This is a genomic window from Microbacterium sp. MEC084 (assembly GCF_004514465.2).
Lineage (GTDB): Bacteria > Actinomycetota > Actinomycetes > Actinomycetales > Microbacteriaceae > Microbacterium.
Map to the genome: position 1 here is coordinate 204,143 of NZ_MYFP02000002.1, position 23,162 is coordinate 227,304.

Below are 23,162 nucleotides of genomic sequence, written 5' to 3' on the forward strand. Positions count from 1 at the left end.
GTTGTTCTCCTTCCGAGAGATCACTTGGTGCCGGTGAAGCCGATGGAATTCACGATCCGCTTGCCGAAGATCGCGAACAGGATGAGGACGGGCAGGGCGGACACGAGCGTGGCGGCCATGAGTCCCGACCAGTCGGGTGCGCCCTGCGGCGCCTGCGATTTGAAGACGCCGAGCCCGACCGTCAGCACGCGCGTGCTGTCGTCCGACGCGACCAGCAGCGGCCAGAAGTACTCGTTCCACTGCGTCATGAAGGTGAGCAGGGCCAGCGTCGCCAGCGGGGCGGCCGCGTTGGGGAGCACGACCTGGAAGAAGATGCGCCAGTGCTTCGCGCCGTCGAGCATCGCCGCCTCCTCGACCTCGCGCGACATGTTCAGGAAGAACTGCCGCATGAAGAAGATCGCGAACGGCGTCATGAAGAGGTAAGGCAGCACCATGCCGAGCATCGTGTTGAGCAGGCCGAGATTGCGCACGAGCAGGAAGTTCGGCAGCGCCGTGAAGATCGGAGGGATGAGGACGGTGGCCAGGAACAGGCCGAACACCTTGTCGCGCCCCTTCCAACGCAGCCGCGCGAATGCGTAGGCCGCCATCGAGCTGAAGAACACCGCGCACACGGTGGTGGCCGTCGCGAACACGGCCGAGTTGAGCAGGTAGGTCCAGAAGCTGATCGAGGCACCCGAGCCGCCCTGGGCGATGGCCTCGGCGGGCGACTGCAGGCCGAACACCCGGGCGAACGCCCCGAGGTTGAAGCCGGCGGGCAGCAGGCTCCCCGAGTGGGACGCGAGCATGCTGTTGGTGGACAGCGCGGTGCGCAGCACCCAGTAGAACGGCAGGACGCTCACGGCGACGGCGAGCGTCACCAGGATCCACGGGAACACGAGGCGCCACTGGAACCGGCGGGACCGGCGGCGGGCGGCGGTGAGGAGGGCTCGGGTCTCGGACATCTCGGGCTCCTTACGCCAGATCCGACTCGTTGCCGCGCAGCACCCTCATCTGGATGAAGGCGACGATCGCGAGGATGAGGAACAGCACGACGGCGATCGCGGAGCCGTAGCCGAACTCCTGCTCGGCGAACGCCCTCTGCCAGATGTAGAACTGCAGCACCCGGCTGGCGTTCACGGGCCCGCCCTGCGTGGTCACCGCGACCGTGTCGAAGACCTGGAACGACCCCGTCACGGTGAGGATCAGCACGAGCGCGAGCACGGGGCGCAGCAGCGGCAGGGTGATGCGGGTGAACTGCTGGAACGGGTTCGCGCCATCGAGGTTCGCGGCCTCGTACACGGTCTCGGGGATCGCCTGGAGGCCTGCGAAGATCAGCAGAGCGACGTAGCCCATGTGCCGCCAGGTGTTGATGAGCGCCTGGGTCGGGATGGCCCACTCCTGCGAGCCGAAGAACGCGACCCGCGGGAGCCCGAGGCCGTCGATCAGCTGGTTGACGACCCCGATGTTGTAGTCGAGCATCCAGAACCACAGCAGCGCCGCGATGACGTTCGCCATGAGGTAGGGCATCAGCAGCATTCCGCGGATGACCGTGGAGTGCGCCACCCGGTGCATCAGGAGGGCGAGTCCGAGCGCGACCGCCGTCTGCAGCACGATGTTGATGAGCACGTACTGGATCGTCACCACGAGGGCGTTCCAGAAGAGGGGGTCCGCGAGCAGTCGCTGGTAGTTGTCCGCCCCGACCCACTCGGGGCTGCCGAGGATGCTGTACTCGGTGAAGCTCAGGTACAGACCGCGCACGGTCGGCACGATGTAGAACGCGATGAGGCCGAGCAGCGCGGGCGCCACGAACAGCAGCGCGATCCGCACGTCGCTGCGCCCGGTGCGCAGTCGCGCGCCACCATCGCGCAGCGCGCCTCTGCGGCCGAGGACGATCGTCGTCGTTGCCATCTTCCTACTCCGTCGTGGTGGGATGGGCCGGGTTTCGGATGAAGTTACACGAGTTACCAGATCCCGGCAAGAGTCGATTCAGATGGATTATTTCGCCAGATACTGGCACCTCACGGTTCGTTGACTCGAGTAACCGAAACTGGGACACTGCCCGCATGACCTCTCAGACCTTCACCCTCGGCATCGTCGGCGCGGGACAGTTCTCCGGGCAGTTCGCGAAGCTCTTCCGCGCCCATCCGCTCGTCTCGGAGGTGTGGGTGACCGATGTCCTGCCCGAGCGCGCGGCTGCGCTCGCAGAGCGCGAGCGCCTCACCGGGACCATGCCCGACTTCGCGGCGATGCTCGCGTCACCGCTCGATGCGATCGCGATCTTCACCCAGCGCTGGACCCACGGGCCGCTCGTGGTGCAGGCGCTGCGCGCCGGCAAGCACGTGTACTCGGCCGTGCCCATGGCGGTCAGCGAGGAGGAGATCGCCGCGATCATCCAGGCGGTCTCGGAGACGGGGCTGACCTACATGATGGGCGAGACGAGCTACTACAACCCCGCGACCGTCTACGCGCGCGGGCGTCGCGCCGAAGGCGCGTTCGGGCGGATCTTCTACGCCGAGGGCGACTACGTGCACGACATGGACCTCGGCTTCTACGCCGCGTATCAGTTCAGCGGCGGCACCGAGTGGAAGCGCACCGCGAGCTACCCGCCCATGCTCTACCCGACCCACTCAGTCGGCGGCGTGCTGGGCGCCATCGGCGGCCACGCGGTGAGCGTGAGCTGTATCGGCGTGCGCGACGACCGCCGCGACGGGGTGTTCGACCGCGAGGTCAGCATGTTCGACAACGACTTCTCGAACGCCAGCGCCCTGTTCGAGCTCGCGGGCGGCGGCAGCATGCGGATCAACGAGTTCCGCCGCGTCGGCTATCCGTCTCACCTGCGCGAGTCGCGCTTCCGCTACTTCGGCACCGAGGCGAGCTTCGAGCAGCTGGTGCGGACCGCGGTGTGGCAGGACAAGCAGGGCTTCACCGATGTCACGGCGCTTCTCGAGACCCGGCCCAGCATGTCGCCCGACGACCCCTCGCTCGCCGGCGTGGATCCCGCGCTGCGCGACGCATTCATCTCGGGACTCGCCCCGGTGCACGACGCCTCGCGGCTGCCAGAGGCGCTGCGTCGCCTGCCGAGCGGGCACGAGGGAAGCCACCACTACCTGGTCGACGACTTCGCGGTCGCGGTCTCGACGCGCTCCCTGCCGCCGGTGAACGCGTGGGAGGCCGCGCGCTACACGCTGCCCGGGATCGTCGCCCACCGCTCCGCCCTCCGCGGGGGAGAACGCCTGACGATCCCCGATTTCGGGGACGCCCCGGCCGCGCCCGGCGGCGGCCTCGCGCCGGACGCCCGCGGCTAGGATGTTCGCCGTGCCCCGTTCCTCGTCGCCCGCCCCATCGAGCCGGGCGACGAGGAACGACGTCGCACGGCTCGCCGGCGTGAGCCCCGCCGTCGTCAGCTACGTGGTCAACGGCACCAAGAAGGTGGGGCCCGACACCGAAGAGCGGGTCCGCGCGGCGGTCGCCAAGCTCGGGTACCGCCCGAACCCCTCGGCCCGCGCCCTGCGGCTCGGCTCGACCGAGATGCTCGGGATGGTCATGCCGAGCGTCATCAATCCGTACTTCGCCCAGCTCGCGCACGAGGTCGAGCTCGCCGCCTCGAAGCGCGGCTACACGCTCATCACCGCGAACTCGGACTCGTCGATCGCGACCGAGCGGACCCAGCTGGAGCACCTGGCGGCGCGACTCGTCGACGGCATCTTCCTGTGCAGCAACGTCTTCGAGCCGGATCTGCGCGACCTGGAGCTCGCCAGCATCCCGGTCGTGCTGCTGAACCACAGCGCCGAGACCCCGGCCCGGGACTCCGTCGGCGTGGACCTGCTGCACGGCGCCGACCTCGCGGTCGAGCACCTCGCGTCGCATGGCTACGACGAGGTCGGCATCGTCATCGGGCGCACTTCGGGCGACGAGGAGGACGGGCGCGAGATCGGCTGGCGCGAGAGCGTGGACCGACTGGGGCTCACGCCCGGACCGGTCGCCCGCGGGCCGTTCAGCCCCGACGGCGGCTACGACGCGATGCGGCGACTGCTGCGCGCGGGCACGGTTCCGCGCGCGCTGTTCGTCAGCTCGGATCAGATGGGCCGGGGCGTGCTCAAGGCCGCACACGAGGCCGGATTGCGCGTGCCCGAGGACCTGGCGATCGTCTCGTTCGACGGCTCGGTCGACGCCGCCTACAGCTGGCCGACGCTCACCAGCGTGGCCCAGCCGCTGAGCGAGATGGCGGAGGCGGCCGTCGAGGCCCTGCTCGGGCCGCCCCACGAACCTCGTCATCTGGTGATGGACACGCGTCTGGTGATCGGCGCTTCCTGCGGATGCGGGCCTTTGACAGGACATTCTGCCAATCGCTAGCGTTGTCGTGCGCGCACCCGCGCGGCAAGGCCATCGCGCGCGCGGCGCGCACAACGAAGGAGTCGGGCGATGAAGCTGGGCGTCTACAACGCGATCCTCCACGACCGGACGCTCCCCGAGGCGATCGAGGTCGTGGCCGGCCTCGGCCTCACGGGGATCGAGATCAACACCGGCGGGTTCCTGCCCGCCGCGCATGTCCCCGCGTTCGACGACATCCTGGCCGGCGATGCCGCGCGCGACGACTTCCTCGGCGTCTTCGAGGGCACGGGCGTCGAGATCGCGGGGCTGAACTGCAACGGCAACCCGCTGCACCCCACCGCGGCCATCGGAGACAGGCATGCTGAGGACGTGCGTCGCGCCATCCGTCTGGCCGCGCGACTCGGCCAGACGCGCGTCGTCACGATGTCGGGCCTCCCCGGAGGCGAGCCCGGCGCGACCCGCGTGAACTGGGTGGTCAACGCATGGAATTCCGCGGCGCTCGACGTGCTCGACTACCAGTGGGACATCGCGGCCCGCTTCTGGCGCGAGATGGACCGCTTCGCCGCCGACCACGGCGTCAAGGTCGCGCTGGAGCTGCACCCGCAGAACCTCGTGTTCAACTCGGCGGACGTGCACAAGCTGATCGAGCTGACCGGGGCGACCCATCTCGGCGTCGAGATGGACGCCTCGCACCTCTTCTGGCAGCAGATGGACCCCGTCGCCGTCACCCGGCACCTCGGCGAGCTGATCTTCCACGCGGCCGCGAAGGACGTGCGGATCAACCGCGAGCACGCCGAGCTCTACGGCGTGCTCGACAACCGATTCCGCCGCCTCTCCCCCGACGAGAAGCGCACCAACCTCGGCGGCGACGAGTGGGCCAACGAGTGGCCGAAGGACTCCGCGTGGGACTTCGTCGCGCTCGGCCGCGGACACGACGTCGCCTATTGGACCGAGTTCCTGCGAGCGCTGCACGAGGTCGACCCCGGCATGCTCGTCAACATCGAGCACGAGGACGTGTCGCTCGGCCCGGTCGAGGGGCTCGCGGAGGCCGCCGCGGTGCTGCGCCAGGCAGACGCCGCGCTCGCGGCGTCGCTCGCCGCGAACGACTGACGCGGTGCGCACCGGTCTCGTCGGCCTCGGATTCGGCGGGCATAAGTTCCACCTGCGCACGCCCATGAGGACGCCCCCGGCCAAGTGGCCGGGGGCGTCGTCGTGCACGGGGATCAGCGGCGGGCGAGGCGTGCCTGGCGCTTCGTGACCGTGTAGATCGCTCCGGTCGAGACGGCCTCCTCGAGCGCCTCGAGGGTGCGGCCGCGCGTCTCGGGCACCTGCGTCGCGACGAAGAGCAGGGCGAGCGCGCCGACGGCGGCGAACAGGAAGAATGTACCCGTGATGCCCATGCCCGCGACCAGCGACGGGAAGTAGAGCGAGAGGAAGCCGTTCGTCACCCACAGCATCAGCACCGAGATGCCCATGCCGAGACCGCGCATGTGCAGCGGGAACACCTCGGACAGGTACACCCACACCGCGATGTTGAGGAACGTCTGCATCGAACCGACGAACAGCACCACGAGCGCCAGGATGACGAACGGTCGCGCGGGGTTGCCGACCTCGAGCGTCATCGACGCGAATCCGATCAGCAGGTGCGAGATCGTCGTCAGGCTGAGACCGATGATGAACGTCTTACGGCGGTCGAGGCGATCCATCAGCATCAGGGCGATGACCCCGCCGATCACGGCGATGACTCCCGGAGCGATGTTGGCGATCAGCGCGGCGCTCTCGTCGAAGCCGGACTCCACGAGCACCGTCTGGCCGTAGTACATGATCGAGTTGATGCCGGTGAGCTGCTGGGCGATGCCGAGGCCGATGCCCACGAGCAGGATGCGCAGCGTCCACTTGTCGGTGAAGATGCCGCGCAGATCCGTGCGCTGCTCCTCGCGCTCCTCCTGCGCGATGTGCTCGACCTCGCCGAGCTCCGCGACCGCGCGGTCGTCCGAGCGCACGGTCTTGAGCACCGCGAGGGCCTCCTCGTGGCGGCCCTTCTCGACCAGCCAGCGCGGCGACTCGGGCATCCGGAGCATGCCGACGAACAGCGCGACGGCCGGAAGCGCGCAGACCGCGAACATCACGCGCCACACCCCGGTGAAGTCGCTGAACGCGTTGCCGATGATCGCGTTGATCACGAACGCCGCCAGCTGACCGATCACGATCGCCAGCTCGTTGCGACCCGCGATCGAGCCGCGGATCTCGTACGGCGCGAGCTCGGCGAGGAACACCGGCACGACCGTGGAGGCGCCGCCGACGGCAAGGCCGAGCAGCACGCGTCCGATGACGAGGACCTCGAAGCCGGGCGTGAAGACGACCACCAGCGCGCCCGCGAAGAACAGGATCGCCAGCAGCAGGATGGTCTTGCGCCGGCCCCACGCGTCGGAGAGCCGGCCGCAGACCAGCGCGCCGACCGCGGCGGCGAAGACGAGCGAGCTCGTCACGATCCCTTCGGTGAACGGGGTGAGGCCGAGTTCCTCCGTCATGGGGCGCAGCGCGCCGTTGATCACACCGGTGTCGTAGCCGAACAACAGTCCGCCGAACGTCGCGACGAGCGCGACGAGACCGAGGCGCTTGCGGTGCGGCCCGGCGGTGAGCGGCGGGAGGGTGGTACTCGAGCCCTCCGTAGTCGTATGGGACATCCGTGACTCCTTCGTCCGTGGCGCCCGTGGCGCCGTCTCCTGCAGCCAGTCTGACAGCGTGACTTTGTCCTGTCAAATGAACAAAGCCGGGGCGGTCGACCCGATAACGAAAATGACACAATGTCTAGACAATAGGTTGACAGGGTCACGGTGTGGCTGGATCCTGTCCCCGGAACCTCGACGATGCGGTTCCCGTCCCCGGCGAGCAGTGCAGCCCCGGGACACGCATCGTCGGCCTCCGTTCGCGTCCCTCGCGAACTCCGCACGCCCCCAGGCCGAGCACAGCGCCCGGCCCACCCGAAAGGACCACCGATGACGCTGATCACACCGCGGAAGCTGCTGGGCGCCGGCGCCCTCCTCACCGCTCTGGCCGCCCTGACCGCATGCAGCGGCGGCGGCGCGCAGCCGGCCGACACGGCCGACTCCTCCGGCGGAGGCGGCGGTGACTCGGGCTACACCATCGCGATGGTGACCCATGAGACCCCGGGCGACACCTTCTGGGACAAGATCCGCGCGGGCGCGGAGCAGGCCGCGAAGGACGTCGGCGCGACGCTGCAGTACTCGAACGACCCCGCCGCGGAGAAGCAGGCGCAGCTCATCCAGACCGCGATCGACTCGGACGTGGACGGCATCGCGACCACGCTGGCCACCCCGGATGCGCTCGCGGAGTCGGTGCAGGCCGCGGGCGCGGCCGGCATCCCGATCGTGGGCTTCAACTCCGGCATCGATCAGTACAAGGACGTGGGCGCGCTGATGTACTTCGGCTCGGACGAGAACCTGGCCGGCGCGACGGCCGGCGAGCGCATCGCGGAGGCCGGCGGCAAGCACCCGCTCTGCGTGATCCAGGCCGCCGGATCGGTCGCGCTCGAGGCCCGTTGCGCCGGCGTGAAGAGCGCGGTGCCCGGCACCGAGAACATCCAGGTGAACGGCGCCGACGACTCGGCCGTGGTCGCGAGCCTGCAGGCCAAGCTGCAGCAGGACCCGTCGATCGACTACATCGTGACCCTCGGCGCACCGATCGCGATGGACGCGCTCGACGCCATGGAGCAGTCGGGCAGCGAGGCCAAGCTGATCACGTTCGACCTCAACGCCGATGCGGCGCAGGCGATCAAGGACGGGCGGATCGAGTTCTCGATCGACCAGCAGCCGTATGTGCAGGGCTACCTCGCGGTGACCTCGCTGTACCTCAAGGTCAAGAACGGCAACGACATGGGCGGCGGTCTGCCCGTCCTGACCGGCCCGTCGTTCGTCGACGCGTCGAACATCGACACCATCCTCCCGTTCGCCGAGAACAACACGCGCTGATCCCCACGGAGTGCGGGGCCGGGCAACCGGCCCCGCACTCCCCGATCCCAGGAGTCCCCATGTCTCAGGGCTATGCCTCCTCCGCGCCGGCGGAGGACTCGAACCGCGTGAAGCTCGGCTGGTCGAACCGCCTCCTCGCGCGTCCGGAGGTCGGCGCCGCGGTCGCGGCCGCCGCCATCTTCGTGTTCTTCCTGGTCGTCGCGCCCGCGTTCCGGTCACCGGACGCGTTCTTCACGATCCTCTATCAGGCGTCCACGATCGGCATCGTCGCGGTCGCGGTCGGCCTGCTCATGATCGGCGGCGAGTTCGACCTCTCCGCCGGCGTCATCGTCACCAGCGCTGGACTGTTCAACGCCCTCTTCTGCTACTACCTCGGCATCAACCTGATCGTCGGCGCCGTGCTCTCGCTGGTGTTCTCGCTCGCGATCGGCTTCATCAACGGCTACCTCGTGATGCGCACGGGCATCCCGAGCTTCCTCATCACGCTCGGCTCGTTCTTCATCCTGCAGGGCGTCAACCTGGGCGTGACCAAGCTCGTCACGGGCGCGGTCGCGAGCCCGAACATCTCGCAGATGGACGGCTACGGCGCGCTCAAGGCGATCTTCGCCGGCTCGTTCGACGTCGCCGGCGTCACTGTGTGGAACAGCGTGATCTACTGGCTGGCCTTCGTGGGCCTCGCGGCGTGGATCCTGCAGCGCACGCGTCTCGGCAACTGGATCTACGCGGTCGGCGGCAACGCCGCGTCCGCACGGGCCGTCGGCGTCCCCGTCGTCCGCGTCAAGATCGGCCTGTTCATGGCCGTGTCGTTCCTCGGCTGGTTCGTCGGGATGCACACGCTGTTCCGCTTCAACACGCTGCAGGCCGGCAACGGCGTCGGCAACGAGTTCCTGTACATCATCGCGGCGGTCGTGGGCGGAACGCTCCTCACCGGCGGCTTCGGAAACGCGCTGGGCGTCGCGATCGGCGCGTTCATCTTCGGCATGACCTCGCTCGGCATCGTCTACGCCGGGTGGGACCCGAACTGGTTCCGCGCGTTCCTCGGCGTGATGCTCGTGCTCGCGGTGCTCGTGAATCTCTACGTCAAGAAGCTCTCCACCGCCAGGAAGGTCGGATGATGACCATGTCGGACACGCCTCAGAGCGGTGCGCCGCTCATCCAGATGACGGACGTCGGCAAGAGCTACGGCGCCATCCGCGCCCTCAAGGGCATCAACCTGCGGGTCAATGCCGGCGAGGTCGCGTGCGTGCTGGGCGACAACGGCGCCGGCAAGTCGACCCTCATCAAGATCATGGCCGGCCTGCACGCCCATACAGAGGGAACGCTCGTCGTCGAGGGCGTCGAGAAGCACTACGAGTCGCCGCGCCAGGCGCTCGAGGACGGCATCGCGACGGTCTACCAGGACCTCGCGGTGGTCGGCCTCATGGAGGTGTGGCGCAACTTCTTCCTCGGCTCGGAGCTGGTGCGCTCGAAGATCCCGCTCGCCAGCATGAGCATCCGCGACATGAAGGCGATCGCGGATGCCGAGCTGCGCAAGATGGGCATCGTCGTGAAGGACCTGGACCAGCCGATCAGCGAGCTGTCAGGCGGCCAGCGCCAGTGCGTCGCGATCGCGCGCGCCGTGTACTTCGGCGCCAAAGTCCTGATCCTCGACGAGCCGACTGCCGCGCTCGGCGTCAAGCAGTCGGGCGTCGTGCTCAAGTACGTGGCCGCCGCGCGCGACGCGGGCCTGGGCGTCGTGTTCATCACGCACAACCCGCATCACGCGTACATGGTGGGCGACCACTTCGTCATCCTGAAGCTCGGCCAGGCGGTCCTCGACAAGAAGCGCGACGAGGTCACGCTCGACGAGCTGACGCGGCAGATGGCGGGTGGCGACGAGCTCGCCGAGCTGAGCCACGAGCTGCAGCAGCTCGGCGGCCGCACCGAGGCGATCCGGACGGTCGTGCAGGACACGCGCCGACGTCGTTGACGCACGAAAGAACGGGCCCGGCTCACAGCAGCCGGGCCCGTTCTTTCGTGTGCGGGGTCAGTCGATCAGCTCGCGCAGCCGCTCCAGCTGGTAGCGCGAGACCTCGTCGCGCGCCTCGTCCTCGGCGAACACGTTCGACACGATGAGCGCGTCGTCGCGGTCGAGGTAGCCGGTCGCTCGCAGCGTCGAGAACAGCTCCTGCCAGTCCACGTCGCCGTCGCCGATGCGCAGGTGCTGGTGCACGCGCACGGCGTTGCCGGGCGGGTTCGTGATGTACCGCAGACCGTGCGACCGGTGGTGGTCGAACGTGTCCGCCGTGTACACCGCGCCGAGGCGGTCGCCCAGCTCCGGGATCAGCGTGGTCGCGCGATCGCCGTAGTGGAAGGTGTGCGAGGCGACGTAGACGAAGCCGATGGCGCGCGAGTTCAGCCCGCGCAGCACGCGCCACGCCTCGAGCCCGTCCTCGACGAAGTCGTCGGGGTGCGGGTCGATGTTGAGCCGGATGCCCTCGCGCTCGACGATCGGCAGCAGCTCCTCCATCGAGGCGTAGAACGCGGCCTCCGAGTCCTCCTGCCGCTCCGGGCGACCCGAGAACTCCGTGTTGATCACGGGCACCTCGAGCTCGACCGCGAGCTCGATCACGCGGCGGAAGTTGCGCACGGCGGCGAGCCGCTGCGGCTCGTCCGGCCACGAGATGCGCTGCACGGGCAGCAGGGCCGGGATCGAGACGCCCGCATCCTTCGCCGCCTTCTTCAGCTTCGCGACGAGGTCGTCATCCGCCTTGGGGTAGCGGAAGAACGGCGCGAAGTCGGCGTGCGGCGTGAGCTGCAGGTGCTCGTAGCCCAGCCGCGCGGCGATGTCGGGGAACTCCAGCAGCCCGTGGCCGTCGTGATACGGCGTCGGGTCCAGCGCGATGCGCACCATGTCGTGTCTCCTTGTGATCCGGGATCGTCGCTCAGGCGTAGAACGCGGGCCGCTCGGCGGCCTCGACCGGCTGCACGCCGCCGTCGAGCGCGCGCACACCGGCCTCGCAGGCCAGCGCCACGAGGTAGCCGTCCCACGCATTGGGGCCGTCGACCAGACGGCCGTCGCGCACCGCGTCGACCCAGCGCTGGATCTCGTTGTCGTACGCCGCCGCGAAGCGGGTGGTGAAGCTCGTGTGCTCCGCGGTCGAGACCCGGCCGTCCTGCCACAGCTGCAGGCCCGACGGCTGGCCGATGCGGGCGATGCCCTGCTGGAACACGGCCTCGGTCGCCACCTGGTAGCCGAACTGCACGCTGACGTTCATCTCGACGTCGACCAGCACGCCGTTCTGCAGCTCGATGAGCACCAGGATGGGCTCCCGCAGTCGCTCGGGCGACAGGTCGTTGCGCCGCGGGTACTTGACCTCGACGCTCGTGATGGGCGATCCCGCGAGCCACGGCACGACGTCGAACTCGTGCACCACCGAGTCGGTGATCAGCATGGTCTGGCCGTAGCTGTCGGGCACGCTGGGGTTGCGGTGCACGCCGCGCAGCATCAGCAGATCGCCCGCCGATCCCGAGGCGATGAGCTCGCGCAGCTGGGCGTACTCCGGGTCGAAGCGGCGCATGAAGCCGACCTGGATGTGCGGCCGGTCGAGCTTCTGCTCGAGCTCGAGCACGCGCCACGATGTCTCCGAGTCGGGAGTGAGCGGCTTCTCGCACAGGATGGGCAGTCCCGCGGCGAGCGCGGGCTCGAGGACCGGCAGGTGGAACTGGCCGGGAGTCGCGATCAGGACCGCGTCGACGGCCTCCGCGGCGATCGCGTCCTCGACGCGGGTGAACGTCTCGGCGCCCGGCGCGGTGGCTGCGGCGGCCGACGCCCGCGTGGCGTCGGGTTCGATGACGGCCGCCACGCGCGCGCCGCTGACGCGGTTCGTGATGCGGGCGATGTGGTCGGCGCCCATGGCGCCGGCGCCGACGACTCCGATGCGGAGGTCCTGGCTCATGTCTTCTCCTGTGGGGGATGGTGCTCAGTGCTGGCGCGCGAAGTGCGTGCAGCCGAAGATGTGCTGGCGGGTGCGGGCCGCGATCGGGAACGGGGTGTCGACGTCGCAGCCGTACATGTCCTGCTCCACGATCGCGAAGATCTCAGGGTCGATCGCTGCGACCGCCTCGATGATCGGGCCGAGGTCCGGCACGCCGTGCGGCGGCTCGATCATGATGCCCTGCGAGACCGCCTCGGCGAACGGGACGTCGTTCTTGAGCACGTCGAACAGCAGCGACGTGTCGACCTGCTTGAGGTGCAGGTACCCGATGCGGTCGGGACGCTCCTCGATCAGCTTGAGGTTGTCGCCGCCGTAGTACGCGAAGTGGCCCGTGTCGAGGCACAGGTTGGTGTAGCGCGGGTCGGTCTCGTCCAGGAATCGCAGCACCTCGCGCGTCGTGCCGATGTGGCTGTCGGCATGCGAGTGGAACTGCTGCTTGACCCCGTACTCCTCGAACAGCGCCTTGCCGAGGCGGTCGTGGCCCGCCGCGAGCTTCGCCCACTGCTCGTCGGTCAGCGTGCGCGCCTCGAGCACCTCGCTCGTGGCGTCGCTGCGCCACAGGTCGGGGATGACCACGATGTGCTCGGCACCGAGCTGCGATGCGAGCCCGGCGACCTTGACGGCCTGGTCCCACGCGCGCTGCCACTCGTCGTCGCTCTTGTGGAAGCCGGTGAAGACCGTGCCGCCCGAGAGCTTGAGCCCGCGGCTGCCGAGCTCGTCCTCGAGCTGGTGCGGGTCGGTCGGCAGGTAGCCGTAGGGGCCCAGCTCGATCCAGGTGTACCCGGCCTGGACGACCTCGTCCAGGAAGCGCTGCCACGGCACCTGCTTCGGGTCGTCCGGGAACCAGACGCCCCACGAGTCGGGGGCCGTGCCGATGCGGAGCGCGGCGTCGTGCCGCACCGTGATGTCCGCGTCCTCGGGGATGCTGTCGGTCATTGCTGTCGTCTCCTGTGGGTGTGCTGCTCAGCCGAGCAGCGGCTTCTGCGCCTGGACCTGCTGCTCGTACTCGGTGCGGGCGGCCTGGGTCGACGCGATGGTCGACACCTCGGCGACCGGCACGTCCCACCAGCCCGCACCGTCCGGCGCGTAGATCTGCGGGTCGCTGTTGATGTGGATGAAGGTCGAGCGATCGGACGCCTTCGCCTGGGCCACCGCGGCGCGCAGGTCGTCGATCGCGCTCGCGCCGGGCTCGATCTCGACCACGTCGAGGCCGTAGCTGCGAGCGTTCATGGCGAGGTCCACCGGGAGGACGTCCTCGCCCTGGAAGTTGCGGGCCTGCGGGTCGTACGCGCGGTACTTCGTGCCGAATCGCTCGGAGCCGACGGTCTCGGACAGGTGCCCGATCGACGCGTACCCGTGGTTCTGGATGAGGATCACGATGATCTTGATCCCCTCCGCGACCGCCGTCACGAGCTCGGTGTTGAGCATCAGGTACGAGCCGTCGCCGACCATGACGATCACGTCGCGGTCGGAGCCGTCGGCGACCGCGCCGCGCTTGACGCCCAGGCCGCCCGCGATCTCGTACCCCATGCACGAGAAGGCGTACTCGACGTGGTAGCCGAGCGGATCGCGCACGCGCCACAGCTTGTGGAGGTCGCCCGGCAGCGATCCGGCCGCCTGCACGACCACGTCCTGCGGGCCGCTCGCCTGCTGCACGGCGCCGATGATCTCGGGCTGGCCCGGGAGCGCGAGCCCGGAGGGGGCGAACGCCGCGTCGACCGTGGCGTCCCACTCCGCCTTCTCCCGCGCGATGCGCTCGCCGTACTCCGGCGCGACGCGCAGACCCGCGAGCGCGTCGGACAGCTCCACCAGGGCCTCGCGCGCATCCGCCACGACCGGCAGCTGCGTGCCGTGCTTGTAGGCGTCGAACGAGGCGACGTTGATGTTGACGAATCGCACGTCGGGGTTCTGGAACGCGGTGCGCGACGCGGTCGTGAAGTCGCTGTAGCGCGTTCCGATCCCGATCACCACGTCGGCCTCGGCCGCGAGGCGGTTCGCCGCGAGCGTGCCGGTCGCGCCGACGCCTCCCAGGTACTGCGGGTGGTCCCAGTTCAGCACGCCGCCGCCGGCCTGCGACGTCCCGACCGGGATGCCCGTCGCCTCGACGAGCGCGCGCAGCTGCTCCTCGGCTCCCGAGTAGAGCACGCCGCCGCCCGCGACGAGGAAGGGCCGCTTGGCGCCGCGGATCGCCTGCACGGCGAGCGCGAGCGCGTCGCGGTCGGGGCGGGGCCGGCGGATGCGCCACTCGCGGTCCTGCAGGAACTCGAGCGGCACGTCGAGCGCCTCGGCTTGGACGTCCTCGGGGAGCGCGATCGTGACCGCGCCGGTCTCGGCGGGGTCGGTGAGCACGCGCATCGCCGCGAGCGCGATCGAGAACAGCTGCTCGGGCCGCTGCACGCGGTCGAAGAACCGCGACAGTGGCCGGAACGCGTCGCTGACCTGGATGCCGATGTCGTGCGGGTGCTCGAGCTGCTGCAGCACGGGGTCGGCCACGCGCGTCGCGAACGTGTCGCTCGGCAGCAGCAGCGCGGGCAGGCGGTTCGAGGTGGCGAGCGCCGCGCCCGTCAGCATGTTGGCCGCGCCCGGACCCACCGACGCCGCCGACGCGAACGTCGCGCGCCGGCGGTGCATGCGCGCGTAGCCCACCGCCTGGTGCACCATGGCCTGCTCGTTGCGGGCCTGGTAGTAGGGCATCAGGTCGGGCTGCTCCTCGTTCACCTGCTTGAGGGCCTGACCCACGCCCGCCACGTTGCCGTGCCCGAAGATCCCGAACACGCCGGGGATCGTGCGCTCCCGGATGTCGCCGTCGACCGTCCACTGGTGCGCGAGGAACTCCACGAGCGCCTGGCTCACGGTCATCCGCTTGGTGCTGCCCATGGGATCAGCCTTTCTTGTTCTCGTCGGTCGTGTACGGGAGCCGGGAGTCGAACTCCTGCCCGTCCCAGGTCTCGCGCACCCAGGCGTGCGCGGGGTCGTCGCTGATGAGCCAGACGCGCTCGGCGTCCGGCCCGGCCATGACGTTCAGGTAGTAGAGGTCGTAGCCCGGCGCCGCGACGGCCGGGCCGTGGTAGCCGTACGGGACGAGCGCGACGTCGCCCGTGCGCACCTGCGCGTTGATGTCGATCTCACCCGCGGGCGACGAGTAGGTGCTGAACATCCCGAAAGACGCCTCGGCCGTTCCCCGGCCACCGCCGACCCGCGACGGCGCGGTTTCGAAGTAGTAGATCTCCTCGAGGCGCGACTCGTGGCCCGGCGTGTGCTCGTCGTGCTTGTGCGGCGGGTACGACGACCAGTTCTCGGCCGGCGTGATGACCTCGCACACGATGAATCGCGCGGCGTCGAGCGCCTGGGGCGTGCCGAAGTTGTGCACCTGGCGGCTGGATGCTCCCGCACCGCGCAGCTCGACCGGCGTCTCTGTCGCCGCGATGCGGCGCGTGGGACGGATCTCGTCGGTCGGCGACGTGGCCACCGCCACGCGGCCCTCGCCGCTCAGCACCGCGGTCGCGGCCGCCGAGAGGTAGAGCACGTCGGTCGGGCCGTCGAACACGGACGCCCGCCCGGCGAGCTCGATCGTGCGCTCGTCGCCGTCCTCGGTCACGCGGACCGAGAACGAGCCGGCGAGCGGCACGACGAGCTTCTCGGCGCCGGGCTCGAGCGGGAGCCCCTCCCCCGCCGCGAGCCGCGCGACGCGCAGCCCCGTGTGCTCCCATCCCTCGATCGTGCCGTCGACGACGGTCTCCCAGCCGTCCCGCGCGAGGGATCCGCGCGGGTGGAACCAGCGTCCACTCATAGCCGTGCTCACTTCATCCCGTTTCGTCTCGCTTCGCTCGCTCAACGACCGAAGAGCTGCTCGCTTCGCTCGCCGAGTCTCAATCGTTCTGCGGGAAGCCGAGGTTGATGCCCCCGTGCGTGGCCGGGTCGAGCCAGCGGCTGGTGACGGCCTTCTCACGCGTGAAGAAGTCGAAGCCGTGCACGCCGTACGCCTTGGCGTCGCCGAACAGCGACTTCTTCCAGCCGCCGAACGAGTGATACGCCACGGGCACGGGGATCGGCACGTTGATGCCGATCATGCCGACCTGGATCTCGTTCTGGAAGCGGCGGGCAGCTCCGCCGTCGTTCGTGAAGATCGCGGTGCCGTTGCCGAACGCGCCCGAGTTGATGAGGTCGACGCCCTCCGCGAACGTCTTCACCCGGACGACCGACAGCACGGGGCCGAAGATCTCCTCCTGGTACGCGCGCGAGCTGATCGGCACGTTGTCGAGCAGCGTCGGACCGAAGAAGAAGCCGTCCTCGCGGCCGTCCACCGCGAAGCCGCGGCCGTCGACCACGACCGTCGCGCCGTCCGCCTCCGCGATGTCGACGTAGCCGGCGACCTTGTCGCGGTGCTCGCGCGTGATGAGCGGGCCCATGTCGGGCTCGCCGTCGGGGCCGCCCGCGCCGTCGCCGACGCGGAGCCGCGCGATGCGCTCCTTGATCCGCTCGATGAGCTCATCCGCGACCGGCTCGACCGCGAGCACGACCGAGATCGCCATGCAGCGCTCGCCTGCCGCGCCGTACCCGGCGTTGATCGCCTGATCGGCGACGAGGTCGAGGTCGGCGTCCGGCAGCACGAGCATGTGGTTCTTGGCGCCGCCGAGGGCCTGGACGCGCTTGCCGTGCTTCGACGCGGTCTCGTAGATGTACTGCGCGATCGGCGTGGAGCCGACGAACGAGATCGACTGCACCCGGTCGTCCGTGAGCAGACCGTCCACGGCGAGCTTGTCGCCCTGCAGGACGGTGAAGACGCCGTCGGGCAGGCCGGCCTCCTTCCACAGCCCCGCCAGCCACAGCGCCGCGGACGGGTCCTTCTCGCTGGGCTTCAGCACGACCGAGTTGCCGGCCGCGATCGCGATCGGGAAGAACCACATCGGCACCATGGCCGGGAAGTTGAACGGGCTGATGACGCCCGTCACGCCGAGCGGCTGCTTGAGCGAGTAGACGTCGATCCCGGTCGACGCGTTCTCGCTGTACGCACCCTTGATCAGGTGCGGGAACCCGGTCGCGAGCTCCACGACCTCCTGGCCGCGCAGGATCTCGCCCATCGCGTCGGACAGGACCTTGCCGTGCTCGGCCGTGATGATCTCCGCGAGCTCGCCCTTGCGCGCGTTGAGCAGCTCGCGGAACGCGAACAGCACGGTCTGGCGCTTGGCGATCGAGTAGCGGCTCCAGGTCTCGAAGCCGCGCTGCGCGGAGGCGAGCGCCTCCTCGATCTCGGCCTCGTCGGCGAGCGCGACGTGCGCGGACACCGCGCCGGTGGCGGGGTTGTACACGGGCGCGGTGCGTCCGCTCGTCGAGGGGCGCACGGCTCCGTCGATCCAGTGCCCGATCACGGGCAGGCCGGCGTCGACACCGCGGTCGGCGATGGTGGTCTCTGTGGTGCTCATGGGAAGTCCTTCGGTTCTGGAGGGGAGGTCAGACGAGCGACGGCAGGTCGGTGTGCACGAGACGCGCGGCCGTGTCGACCGCGCCGGCGACGTCGCCGTCCGGAGGGTAGAGGAGCGTCCGGCCGACGGTGAGGCCCCGCACGCCGGGGAGCGCGAGCGCCCCCTCCCAGGCCGCGAAGGTCTCGTCGGGGTCGACGCCGGAGTCGCCGCCGAGCAGCAGCGTCGGCATGGTCGTGGCGGCCATGACGCGCTCCATGTCGTCGACGACGGGAAGCTTCATCCACGTGTAGGCGCTGTCGGCGCCGAGGCCCGACGCGATCGCGACCGACAGGATGACCGCGTCGGTGCTGAGGTCGTTCACGATGCGGCCGTCCTGCCAGCGGCTCATGAACGGCTCGAGCATGATCGGCAGCCGGGCCGCGGCGGCCTGGGTGACCGCGTCCGCCGTCGCCTGCAGCGTCGGCGCGGTGTCGGCGTCGTCGAGGTTCACGCGGATGAGCGTCTTGGCGAAGTCGATGCCCCGCGCGGCCATGGTGGGCACGTCGTAGCCCGTGTAGCGGTCGTCCATCTCGAACTTCGCGCCGCGCAGCCCGCCGCGGTTCATCGACCCCACGACGATCTTGCCGTCGAGGAGCCCGAGCGCCGCGAGGTCGTCGACGATGTCGGGGGTGCCGAGCACTCCGTCGACGCCGGGGTGGCGCAGCGCGACCACGAGCCGCTCCAGCAGCTCGTAGCGGTCGGCCATCGCGGTGGCGTTCGACCCCACCGCGAGCGCGCCGCGCGCGGGGTGGTCCGCCGCGATGATGAACAGCCGGCCGTCACCCTGCAGCACCTCGCGGCGCCGCCGGGCGGCGAAGACGTCGGCGATCTCGTGCGGGCGGTGCGCACGGATGTCGCGCAGGCGATCGAAGTCGGCCGCGGAGAGTTCGGACATGTCAGGCCCCCTGCAGGATGGTCTCGACCTCATCGGCCGTCGGCATGGCGGTGGAGCACTCGCGACGCGACGCGACGATCGCGCCGGCGACGTTGGCGAAGCGCAGCGTGCGCTCGAGGCCCCAGCCCTCGAGCAGCCCGTGGCACAGGGCCCCGCCGAACGCGTCGCCGGCCCCGAGGCCGTTGACGACGTCGACGGGGTGCACGGGCACCTCGACGACCTCGTCGCGCGTCTTGGCGAGCACGCCCTTGGGACCCTGCTTGACGATCGCGATCTCGACGCCGCGCTCGAGCAGGGCGTCGGCCGCGCGCATCGGCTCGCTCTCGCCGACCGCGACGAAGCACTCCTCGCGGTTGCCGACCGCGACCGTCACCTGCTCGAGCACGGGCGCGATCTGCGCCGTGGCGTCACCCGGCTCGGTCCAGAACATGGGCCGGTAGTCGAGGTCCAGGATGGTGTGCTGGGCTCGACCGCGCGCTGCGAGCGCCGCGTGGTGGGCCTCGCGGCTCGGCTCGGCGCTGAGACCCGTGGTGGTGACCCACAGGATGCGCGCGGCGCGGACGGCGTCGGAGTCGATCTGCGTCGTGTCGACGTTAAGGTCGGGCGCCTTGGGCTCGCGGTAGAAGTACAGGGGGAAGTCGTCGGGCGGGAAGATCTCGCAGAACGTGACGGGCGTGTTCAGCGCGGGGTCGGTGCCGACGAAGCGGTTGTCGACGCCGAGTCGCGCGAGCTCCGCGAGCAGGTAGCGCCCGAACGGGTCGTCGCCGACGCGCGACACCAGCGTCGAGGCGTGGCCGTAGCGCGCGACCGCGACCGTGACGTTCGCCGCGGTGCCGCCCAGGTACTTGCCGAACGTCTCGACCTGCTCCAGGCCGACGCCGTCCTGCAGCGGATAGATGTCGACGCCGAGTCGGCCGATTGCGAGTACGTCGGTCGTGTAGCTCATCCCCTGCTCCGTTGTCATCTCGGGCGACTGCGCCCTCCGGTGATATGTCCTGACAATCTCACAAGCAAAAGGGGAATGCAAGTCCCTGCGGATGACAAACCCGCCCAGCGGTAACATTGTCGGGACATTAGGCCCATGGTGGCCGGGAGGGAGCACGGAGATGGCGATGGATCAGGCGGTGTGGCCCGACCACCTCTTCGCGGATCTGGACCGCACGGGCCCCGTCCCGTTGTACTACCAGGTGTCCAGCCGGCTCGAGTCGGCCATCCGCTCGGGCGAGATCCCCGCGGGAGCGCGCCTCGAGAACGAGATCGCGATCGGCCAGCACCTCGGCCTGTCCCGCCCCACTGTGCGGCGCGCCATCCAGGAGCTGGTGGACAAGGGCCTGCTCGTGCGGCGCCGCGGCATCGGCACGCAGGTGGTGCAGGGTCAGGTGACGCGCCAGGTCGAGCTGACGAGCCTGTACGAGGATCTGCAGAGTACGCACCACGAGCCCGCCACGCGTGTGATCGAGCGGGAGGTGCGCTCGGCGCCGGACGACGTCGCGGAGCAGCTCGGTCTTCCGGCCGGGTCCGACGTGCTGTATCTGCGCCGGCAGCGCAGCACCGACGGCGTACCCGTCGCGCTCCTCGAGAACTGGCTGCCGGCGGAGTTCACCGACATCCAGAGCGAGCAGCTGGAGGAGCGCGGGCTCTACCAGATCATGCGCTCCCGCGGCGTGGCCATCCGGGTCGCGAAGCAGCGCATCGGCGCGCGCCGCGAGCACGGCGACGAGGCGCAGCTGCTCGACATCGACAAGGGCAGCCCGCTGCTCACCATGGAGCGCGTCGCGTACGACGGGTCCGGGCACGCCGTCGAGTTCGGCCGACACTGCTACCGGCCCGACATGTACAGCTTCGAGACCACGCTCGTCGCGAAGTAGTCGCAGGCCGTTGACCCGGCACCCCTGTCTCCCTAGAGTTTGATAAGACATTCGGTCTTTTACCCGCGCTGGCGCGGGTAAGCTCACTAGATTCAAGGGAGAACCCATGGGTGACACCATCGGCGTCGCCGTCATCGGCGCGGGCATGGCGGGCAAGGCCCACGCCGCCGCCTACCGAACCGCGACGGCCGTCTACGACTCGACCCTTCCGCCCGTGCGGCTCGTGTCCATCTGCGACATGAACGAACAGCTCGGCGAAGCGGCGGCCCGCCGCTTCGGATTCGAGCGCCATGATGCGGACTGGCGCGCGATCGCCGCCGACGACTCCATCCACGTGGTCAGCGTCGTGGTCGCGAACTTCCTGCATCGCGAGATCGTCGAGGGGCTGCTCGCGGCCGGCAAGCACGTGCTGTGCGAGAAGCCGCTGTCCGACTCGATCGAGAGCGCGCAGGCGATGGCGGAAGCCGCACGCGGCGCGTCGACCGTCGCGCGCATCGGCTTCAGCTACCGCCGCGCGCCCGGCATCGCCTTCATCCGCGACCTCGTGCAGTCGGGGCGGCTGGGCGACGTCCTGCACTTCAGCGGGCGCTACTGGACCGACTACGGCGCACACCCCGACGCGCCCATGAGCTGGCGCTATCAGGGTCCCGCCGGGTCCGGCGCGCTCGCCGACGTCGGCAGCCACCTCGCCTACATCGCGGAGTTCGTGGCGGGCGACATCCTGCGCGTCCGCGGCGGACAGCTCTCGACCGTGATCACCGAGCGCCCCGTGCCCCTCGGCGCAGTGGTGGGGCACACCCGCGGGGCCGTGAGCGACGAGAAGTCCCCCGTCGAGAACGACGACTACGCGGCGTTCGGTGTGGAGTTCGCGCGCGGCGGCGGCACGCTGGAGGTCTCCCGCGTCGCGGTCGGCCACGCCAACTCGCTGTTCTTCGAGGTCTTCGGCTCCCAGGGGGCCGCGCGCTGGGATCAGCGCAACCCCTCACAGGTGGAAGTCGCGTTCCACGCGGACGACCCCGAGATCTCGGGCTATCGCACGGTCCAGCTCGGCCCTCAGCACCCCTACATCGCGGGCGGCCTGCCGATGGACGCGACCGGCGTCGGCATCGGCCAGAACGACATGTTCGTCTACCAGGCGCGCGCGTTCCTGGAGGAGGTCGCCGGCATCCCCGAGTCCGCCTCGCTGCCGCGCTGCGCGTCGTTCGACGAGGGCGTGCGCAACATGCTGCTGCTCGACGCCGTGGCGCGCTCCGCGACGGCCGCGGGCGAGTCCGTGGACGTCCCGGCACTCGCGGCGGTGGGCGCATGACGCCGCGCACACTGCGCGTCGGGCTGGTCTCGGTCGGCTGGATGGGCCGGCTCCACTCGCGGTCGTACCTCGCGGCCCGCGCGCACTACCCCGAGCTGCCCGTGCGCGCCGAGCTCGCCGTCGCGGCCGACCCCGACGCGGGCGGGCGGGCGCACGCGCTGGACGCGCTCGGGTACCAGGAGGCCGTCGCCGACTACCGCGAACTGATGGCGCGCGACGACATCGATATCGTGTCGATCTGCTCGCCCAACTTCCTGCACCACGAGGTCGCACTGGCGGCGATCGAGGCCGGCAAGCCGTTCTGGATCGAGAAGCCCATGGGCCGCACCGCGGCCGAGGCGGGCGAAGTCGCCACGGCGGCCGCCGCGCGCGGGCTCGTGAGCGCCGTCGGGTTCAACTACCGCCACGCCCCCGCGATCGCGAAGGCGCGCGAGCTCGTGCGATCGGGCGCGATCGGCGACATCACGAACGTGCGCGTCGCGCTCCTCGCCGACTACTCGTCGGATCCCGATGGCGCGCTGACGTGGCGCTTCCTGCGCGAGCGCGCGGGGTCGGGCGTGCTCGGCGACCTGCTGTCGCACGGCGCCGATCTCGTGCAGCACGTCGTCGGGCGCATCCAGGAGGTCTCGGCGCTCACCGAGACGTTCATCCGCGAGCGGCCGCTGCCCGCGGCCGGGGCCGCGAGCCACTTCTCGCGCGGCGCCGAGGGCGGCCCGCGGGGCGCGGTCGAGAATGAGGACTACGCCGCCATCCTGGCGCGCCTCGACGGCGGCGCCGTGGCGGTGCTCGAGTCGAGCCGCGTGGCGATCGGCCCGCGCGCGGAGTACACGCTCGAGGTGTACGGCACGAAGGGATCGCTGCGGTGGGACTTCCAGCGGCTCAACGAGCTGCAGCTGGCCGACTCCCACGACGGCTACCGGACGATCATGGCGGGCCCCGGCTTCGGCGACTTCTCGCGGTTCCAGCCGGGCGCGGGTACGAGCATGGGCTTCGACGACCTGAAGACGATCGAGGCGGCCCTGTTCTTGTCGTCGGTCGCCGAGGGCCGCCAGCTCGCGCCGTCGGCCGTCGACGCGTGGGCGGCGGCGACTGTGGTGGACGCCGTGCTCGACAGCGCGGAGCGCCGATCGTGGGTTCCCGTGCCGGCGGTCGCCGTGCCGGAGGCCGTCCTGCCGACGGTGGCGGCAGTCGTCCGCTGATCGACCGACCGGCCGGCGCGGGGATCGGGGGATCCCGCACCGGCCGGTAGCCGCGAGACCGCAGGCCCCTGGCGAGACCAGCGTCGCCGACGGCGGTCCGGGCGGCGATCTGCGGTCTGGGCGGCGATCTGCGGTCTCGCGCCGGCCGA

General features: G+C 70.2%; 20 protein-coding genes. 9 read left to right on the forward strand and 11 right to left on the reverse strand.

The annotated features are described in order from the left end of the window. Positions 1 to 20 precede the first annotated feature (20 nt). The gene (locus tag B5M43_RS03605; protein WP_134745249.1) at positions 21 to 941 is read right to left on the reverse strand and encodes a carbohydrate ABC transporter permease; all 921 of its coding nucleotides are present in this window, start codon (positions 939 to 941) and stop codon (positions 21 to 23) included. 10 nt (positions 942 to 951) lie between these two features. After that, on the reverse strand, positions 952 to 1,887 hold the full coding sequence (locus B5M43_RS03610) for a carbohydrate ABC transporter permease (RefSeq protein WP_134745250.1): 936 nt from the start codon (positions 1,885 to 1,887) through the stop codon (positions 952 to 954). Positions 1,888 to 2,042: 155 nt separating this feature from the next. On the opposite strand from B5M43_RS03610, the gene B5M43_RS03615 reads away from it, so the two are divergent. The 3 genes from B5M43_RS03615 to B5M43_RS03625 all read left to right on the forward strand — a co-directional run bounded on the left by B5M43_RS03615 (position 2,043) and on the right by B5M43_RS03625 (position 5,421). After that, positions 2,043 to 3,284: a Gfo/Idh/MocA family protein gene (locus tag B5M43_RS03615; RefSeq protein ID WP_055987954.1), complete on the forward strand. Its 1,242-nt coding sequence runs from the start codon at positions 2,043 to 2,045 to the stop codon at positions 3,282 to 3,284. Between the two features lies 1 nt (position 3,285). Continuing rightward, positions 3,286 to 4,332, forward strand: a complete 1,047-nt coding sequence (locus B5M43_RS03620) for a LacI family DNA-binding transcriptional regulator (protein ID WP_134745251.1) — start codon at positions 3,286 to 3,288, stop codon at positions 4,330 to 4,332. A gap of 69 nt (positions 4,333 to 4,401) precedes the next feature. Then, positions 4,402 to 5,421: a sugar phosphate isomerase/epimerase gene (locus B5M43_RS03625; RefSeq protein ID WP_134745252.1), complete on the forward strand. Its 1,020-nt coding sequence runs from the start codon at positions 4,402 to 4,404 to the stop codon at positions 5,419 to 5,421. 113 nt (positions 5,422 to 5,534) lie between these two features. Here B5M43_RS03625 and B5M43_RS03630 read toward each other — a convergent pair whose 3' ends face one another. Next, positions 5,535 to 6,998, reverse strand: a complete 1,464-nt coding sequence (locus B5M43_RS03630) for a sugar porter family MFS transporter (protein WP_134745253.1) — start codon at positions 6,996 to 6,998, stop codon at positions 5,535 to 5,537. A gap of 312 nt (positions 6,999 to 7,310) precedes the next feature. Here B5M43_RS03630 and B5M43_RS03635 point away from each other — a divergent pair, with 312 nt between their 5' ends. Genes B5M43_RS03635 through B5M43_RS03645 form a run of 3 tightly spaced genes read left to right on the forward strand, consistent with a single transcriptional unit; the run spans position 7,311 to position 10,272 of the window. Further along, a complete protein-coding gene (locus B5M43_RS03635) occupies positions 7,311 to 8,303 on the forward strand; it encodes a substrate-binding domain-containing protein (protein ID WP_055987943.1) in 993 nt (330 codons plus the stop codon). Positions 8,304 to 8,362: 59 nt separating this feature from the next. Continuing rightward, complete coding sequence (locus B5M43_RS03640) at positions 8,363 to 9,418, forward strand: ABC transporter permease (protein WP_055987942.1); 1,056 nt, start codon at positions 8,363 to 8,365, stop codon at positions 9,416 to 9,418. Beyond that, on the forward strand, positions 9,415 to 10,272 hold the full coding sequence (locus B5M43_RS03645; protein ID WP_374198150.1) for an ATP-binding cassette domain-containing protein: 858 nt from the start codon (positions 9,415 to 9,417) through the stop codon (positions 10,270 to 10,272). The genes B5M43_RS03640 and B5M43_RS03645 overlap by 4 nt, the downstream gene beginning before the upstream one ends. A gap of 57 nt (positions 10,273 to 10,329) precedes the next feature. Here the strand turns inward: B5M43_RS03645 and B5M43_RS03650 are convergent, their stop codons facing one another. From B5M43_RS03650 to iolC, 8 genes are all read right to left on the reverse strand, one after another. After that, on the reverse strand, positions 10,330 to 11,196 hold the full coding sequence (locus tag B5M43_RS03650; protein ID WP_134745255.1) for a sugar phosphate isomerase/epimerase: 867 nt from the start codon (positions 11,194 to 11,196) through the stop codon (positions 10,330 to 10,332). A gap of 31 nt (positions 11,197 to 11,227) precedes the next feature. Beyond that, complete coding sequence (locus tag B5M43_RS03655) at positions 11,228 to 12,241, reverse strand: Gfo/Idh/MocA family protein (protein ID WP_134745256.1); 1,014 nt, start codon at positions 12,239 to 12,241, stop codon at positions 11,228 to 11,230. A 24-nt stretch (positions 12,242 to 12,265) separates the two neighbouring features. Then, the gene (locus B5M43_RS03660) at positions 12,266 to 13,216 is read right to left on the reverse strand and encodes a sugar phosphate isomerase/epimerase (protein WP_055987935.1); all 951 of its coding nucleotides are present in this window, start codon (positions 13,214 to 13,216) and stop codon (positions 12,266 to 12,268) included. Positions 13,217 to 13,243: 27 nt separating this feature from the next. Further along, entirely contained in the window at positions 13,244 to 15,157 is a 1,914-nt protein-coding gene (gene iolD, locus B5M43_RS03665) for a 3D-(3,5/4)-trihydroxycyclohexane-1,2-dione acylhydrolase (decyclizing) (protein WP_134745257.1), read from the reverse strand. A 4-nt stretch (positions 15,158 to 15,161) separates the two neighbouring features. After that, positions 15,162 to 16,070 carry a 5-deoxy-glucuronate isomerase gene (gene iolB, locus B5M43_RS03670; protein ID WP_134745258.1) on the reverse strand — a complete coding sequence of 303 codons (909 nt, stop codon included), beginning with the start codon at positions 16,068 to 16,070 and terminating at the stop codon, positions 15,162 to 15,164. Between the two features lie 79 nt (positions 16,071 to 16,149). Continuing rightward, positions 16,150 to 17,703, reverse strand: a complete 1,554-nt coding sequence (locus B5M43_RS03675) for a CoA-acylating methylmalonate-semialdehyde dehydrogenase (RefSeq protein WP_055987930.1) — start codon at positions 17,701 to 17,703, stop codon at positions 16,150 to 16,152. Positions 17,704 to 17,731: 28 nt separating this feature from the next. After that, positions 17,732 to 18,637: a class I fructose-bisphosphate aldolase gene (locus tag B5M43_RS03680; protein WP_055987928.1), complete on the reverse strand. Its 906-nt coding sequence runs from the start codon at positions 18,635 to 18,637 to the stop codon at positions 17,732 to 17,734. A gap of 1 nt (position 18,638) precedes the next feature. Further along, entirely contained in the window at positions 18,639 to 19,583 is a 945-nt protein-coding gene (iolC, locus tag B5M43_RS03685; protein ID WP_134745259.1) for a 5-dehydro-2-deoxygluconokinase, read from the reverse strand. Between the two features lie 160 nt (positions 19,584 to 19,743). On the opposite strand from iolC, the gene B5M43_RS03690 reads away from it, so the two are divergent. The 3 genes from B5M43_RS03690 to B5M43_RS03700 all read left to right on the forward strand — a co-directional run bounded on the left by B5M43_RS03690 (position 19,744) and on the right by B5M43_RS03700 (position 23,013). Further along, the gene (locus B5M43_RS03690) at positions 19,744 to 20,505 is read left to right on the forward strand and encodes a GntR family transcriptional regulator (RefSeq protein WP_055987924.1); all 762 of its coding nucleotides are present in this window, start codon (positions 19,744 to 19,746) and stop codon (positions 20,503 to 20,505) included. Positions 20,506 to 20,611: 106 nt separating this feature from the next. Further along, on the forward strand, positions 20,612 to 21,814 hold the full coding sequence (locus tag B5M43_RS03695; protein ID WP_134745260.1) for a Gfo/Idh/MocA family protein: 1,203 nt from the start codon (positions 20,612 to 20,614) through the stop codon (positions 21,812 to 21,814). Next, positions 21,811 to 23,013 carry a Gfo/Idh/MocA family protein gene (locus tag B5M43_RS03700; RefSeq protein ID WP_134745261.1) on the forward strand — a complete coding sequence of 401 codons (1,203 nt, stop codon included), beginning with the start codon at positions 21,811 to 21,813 and terminating at the stop codon, positions 23,011 to 23,013. Before B5M43_RS03695 ends, B5M43_RS03700 begins: the two co-directional genes overlap by 4 nt. The last annotated feature ends 149 nt before the right edge of the window (positions 23,014 to 23,162 follow it).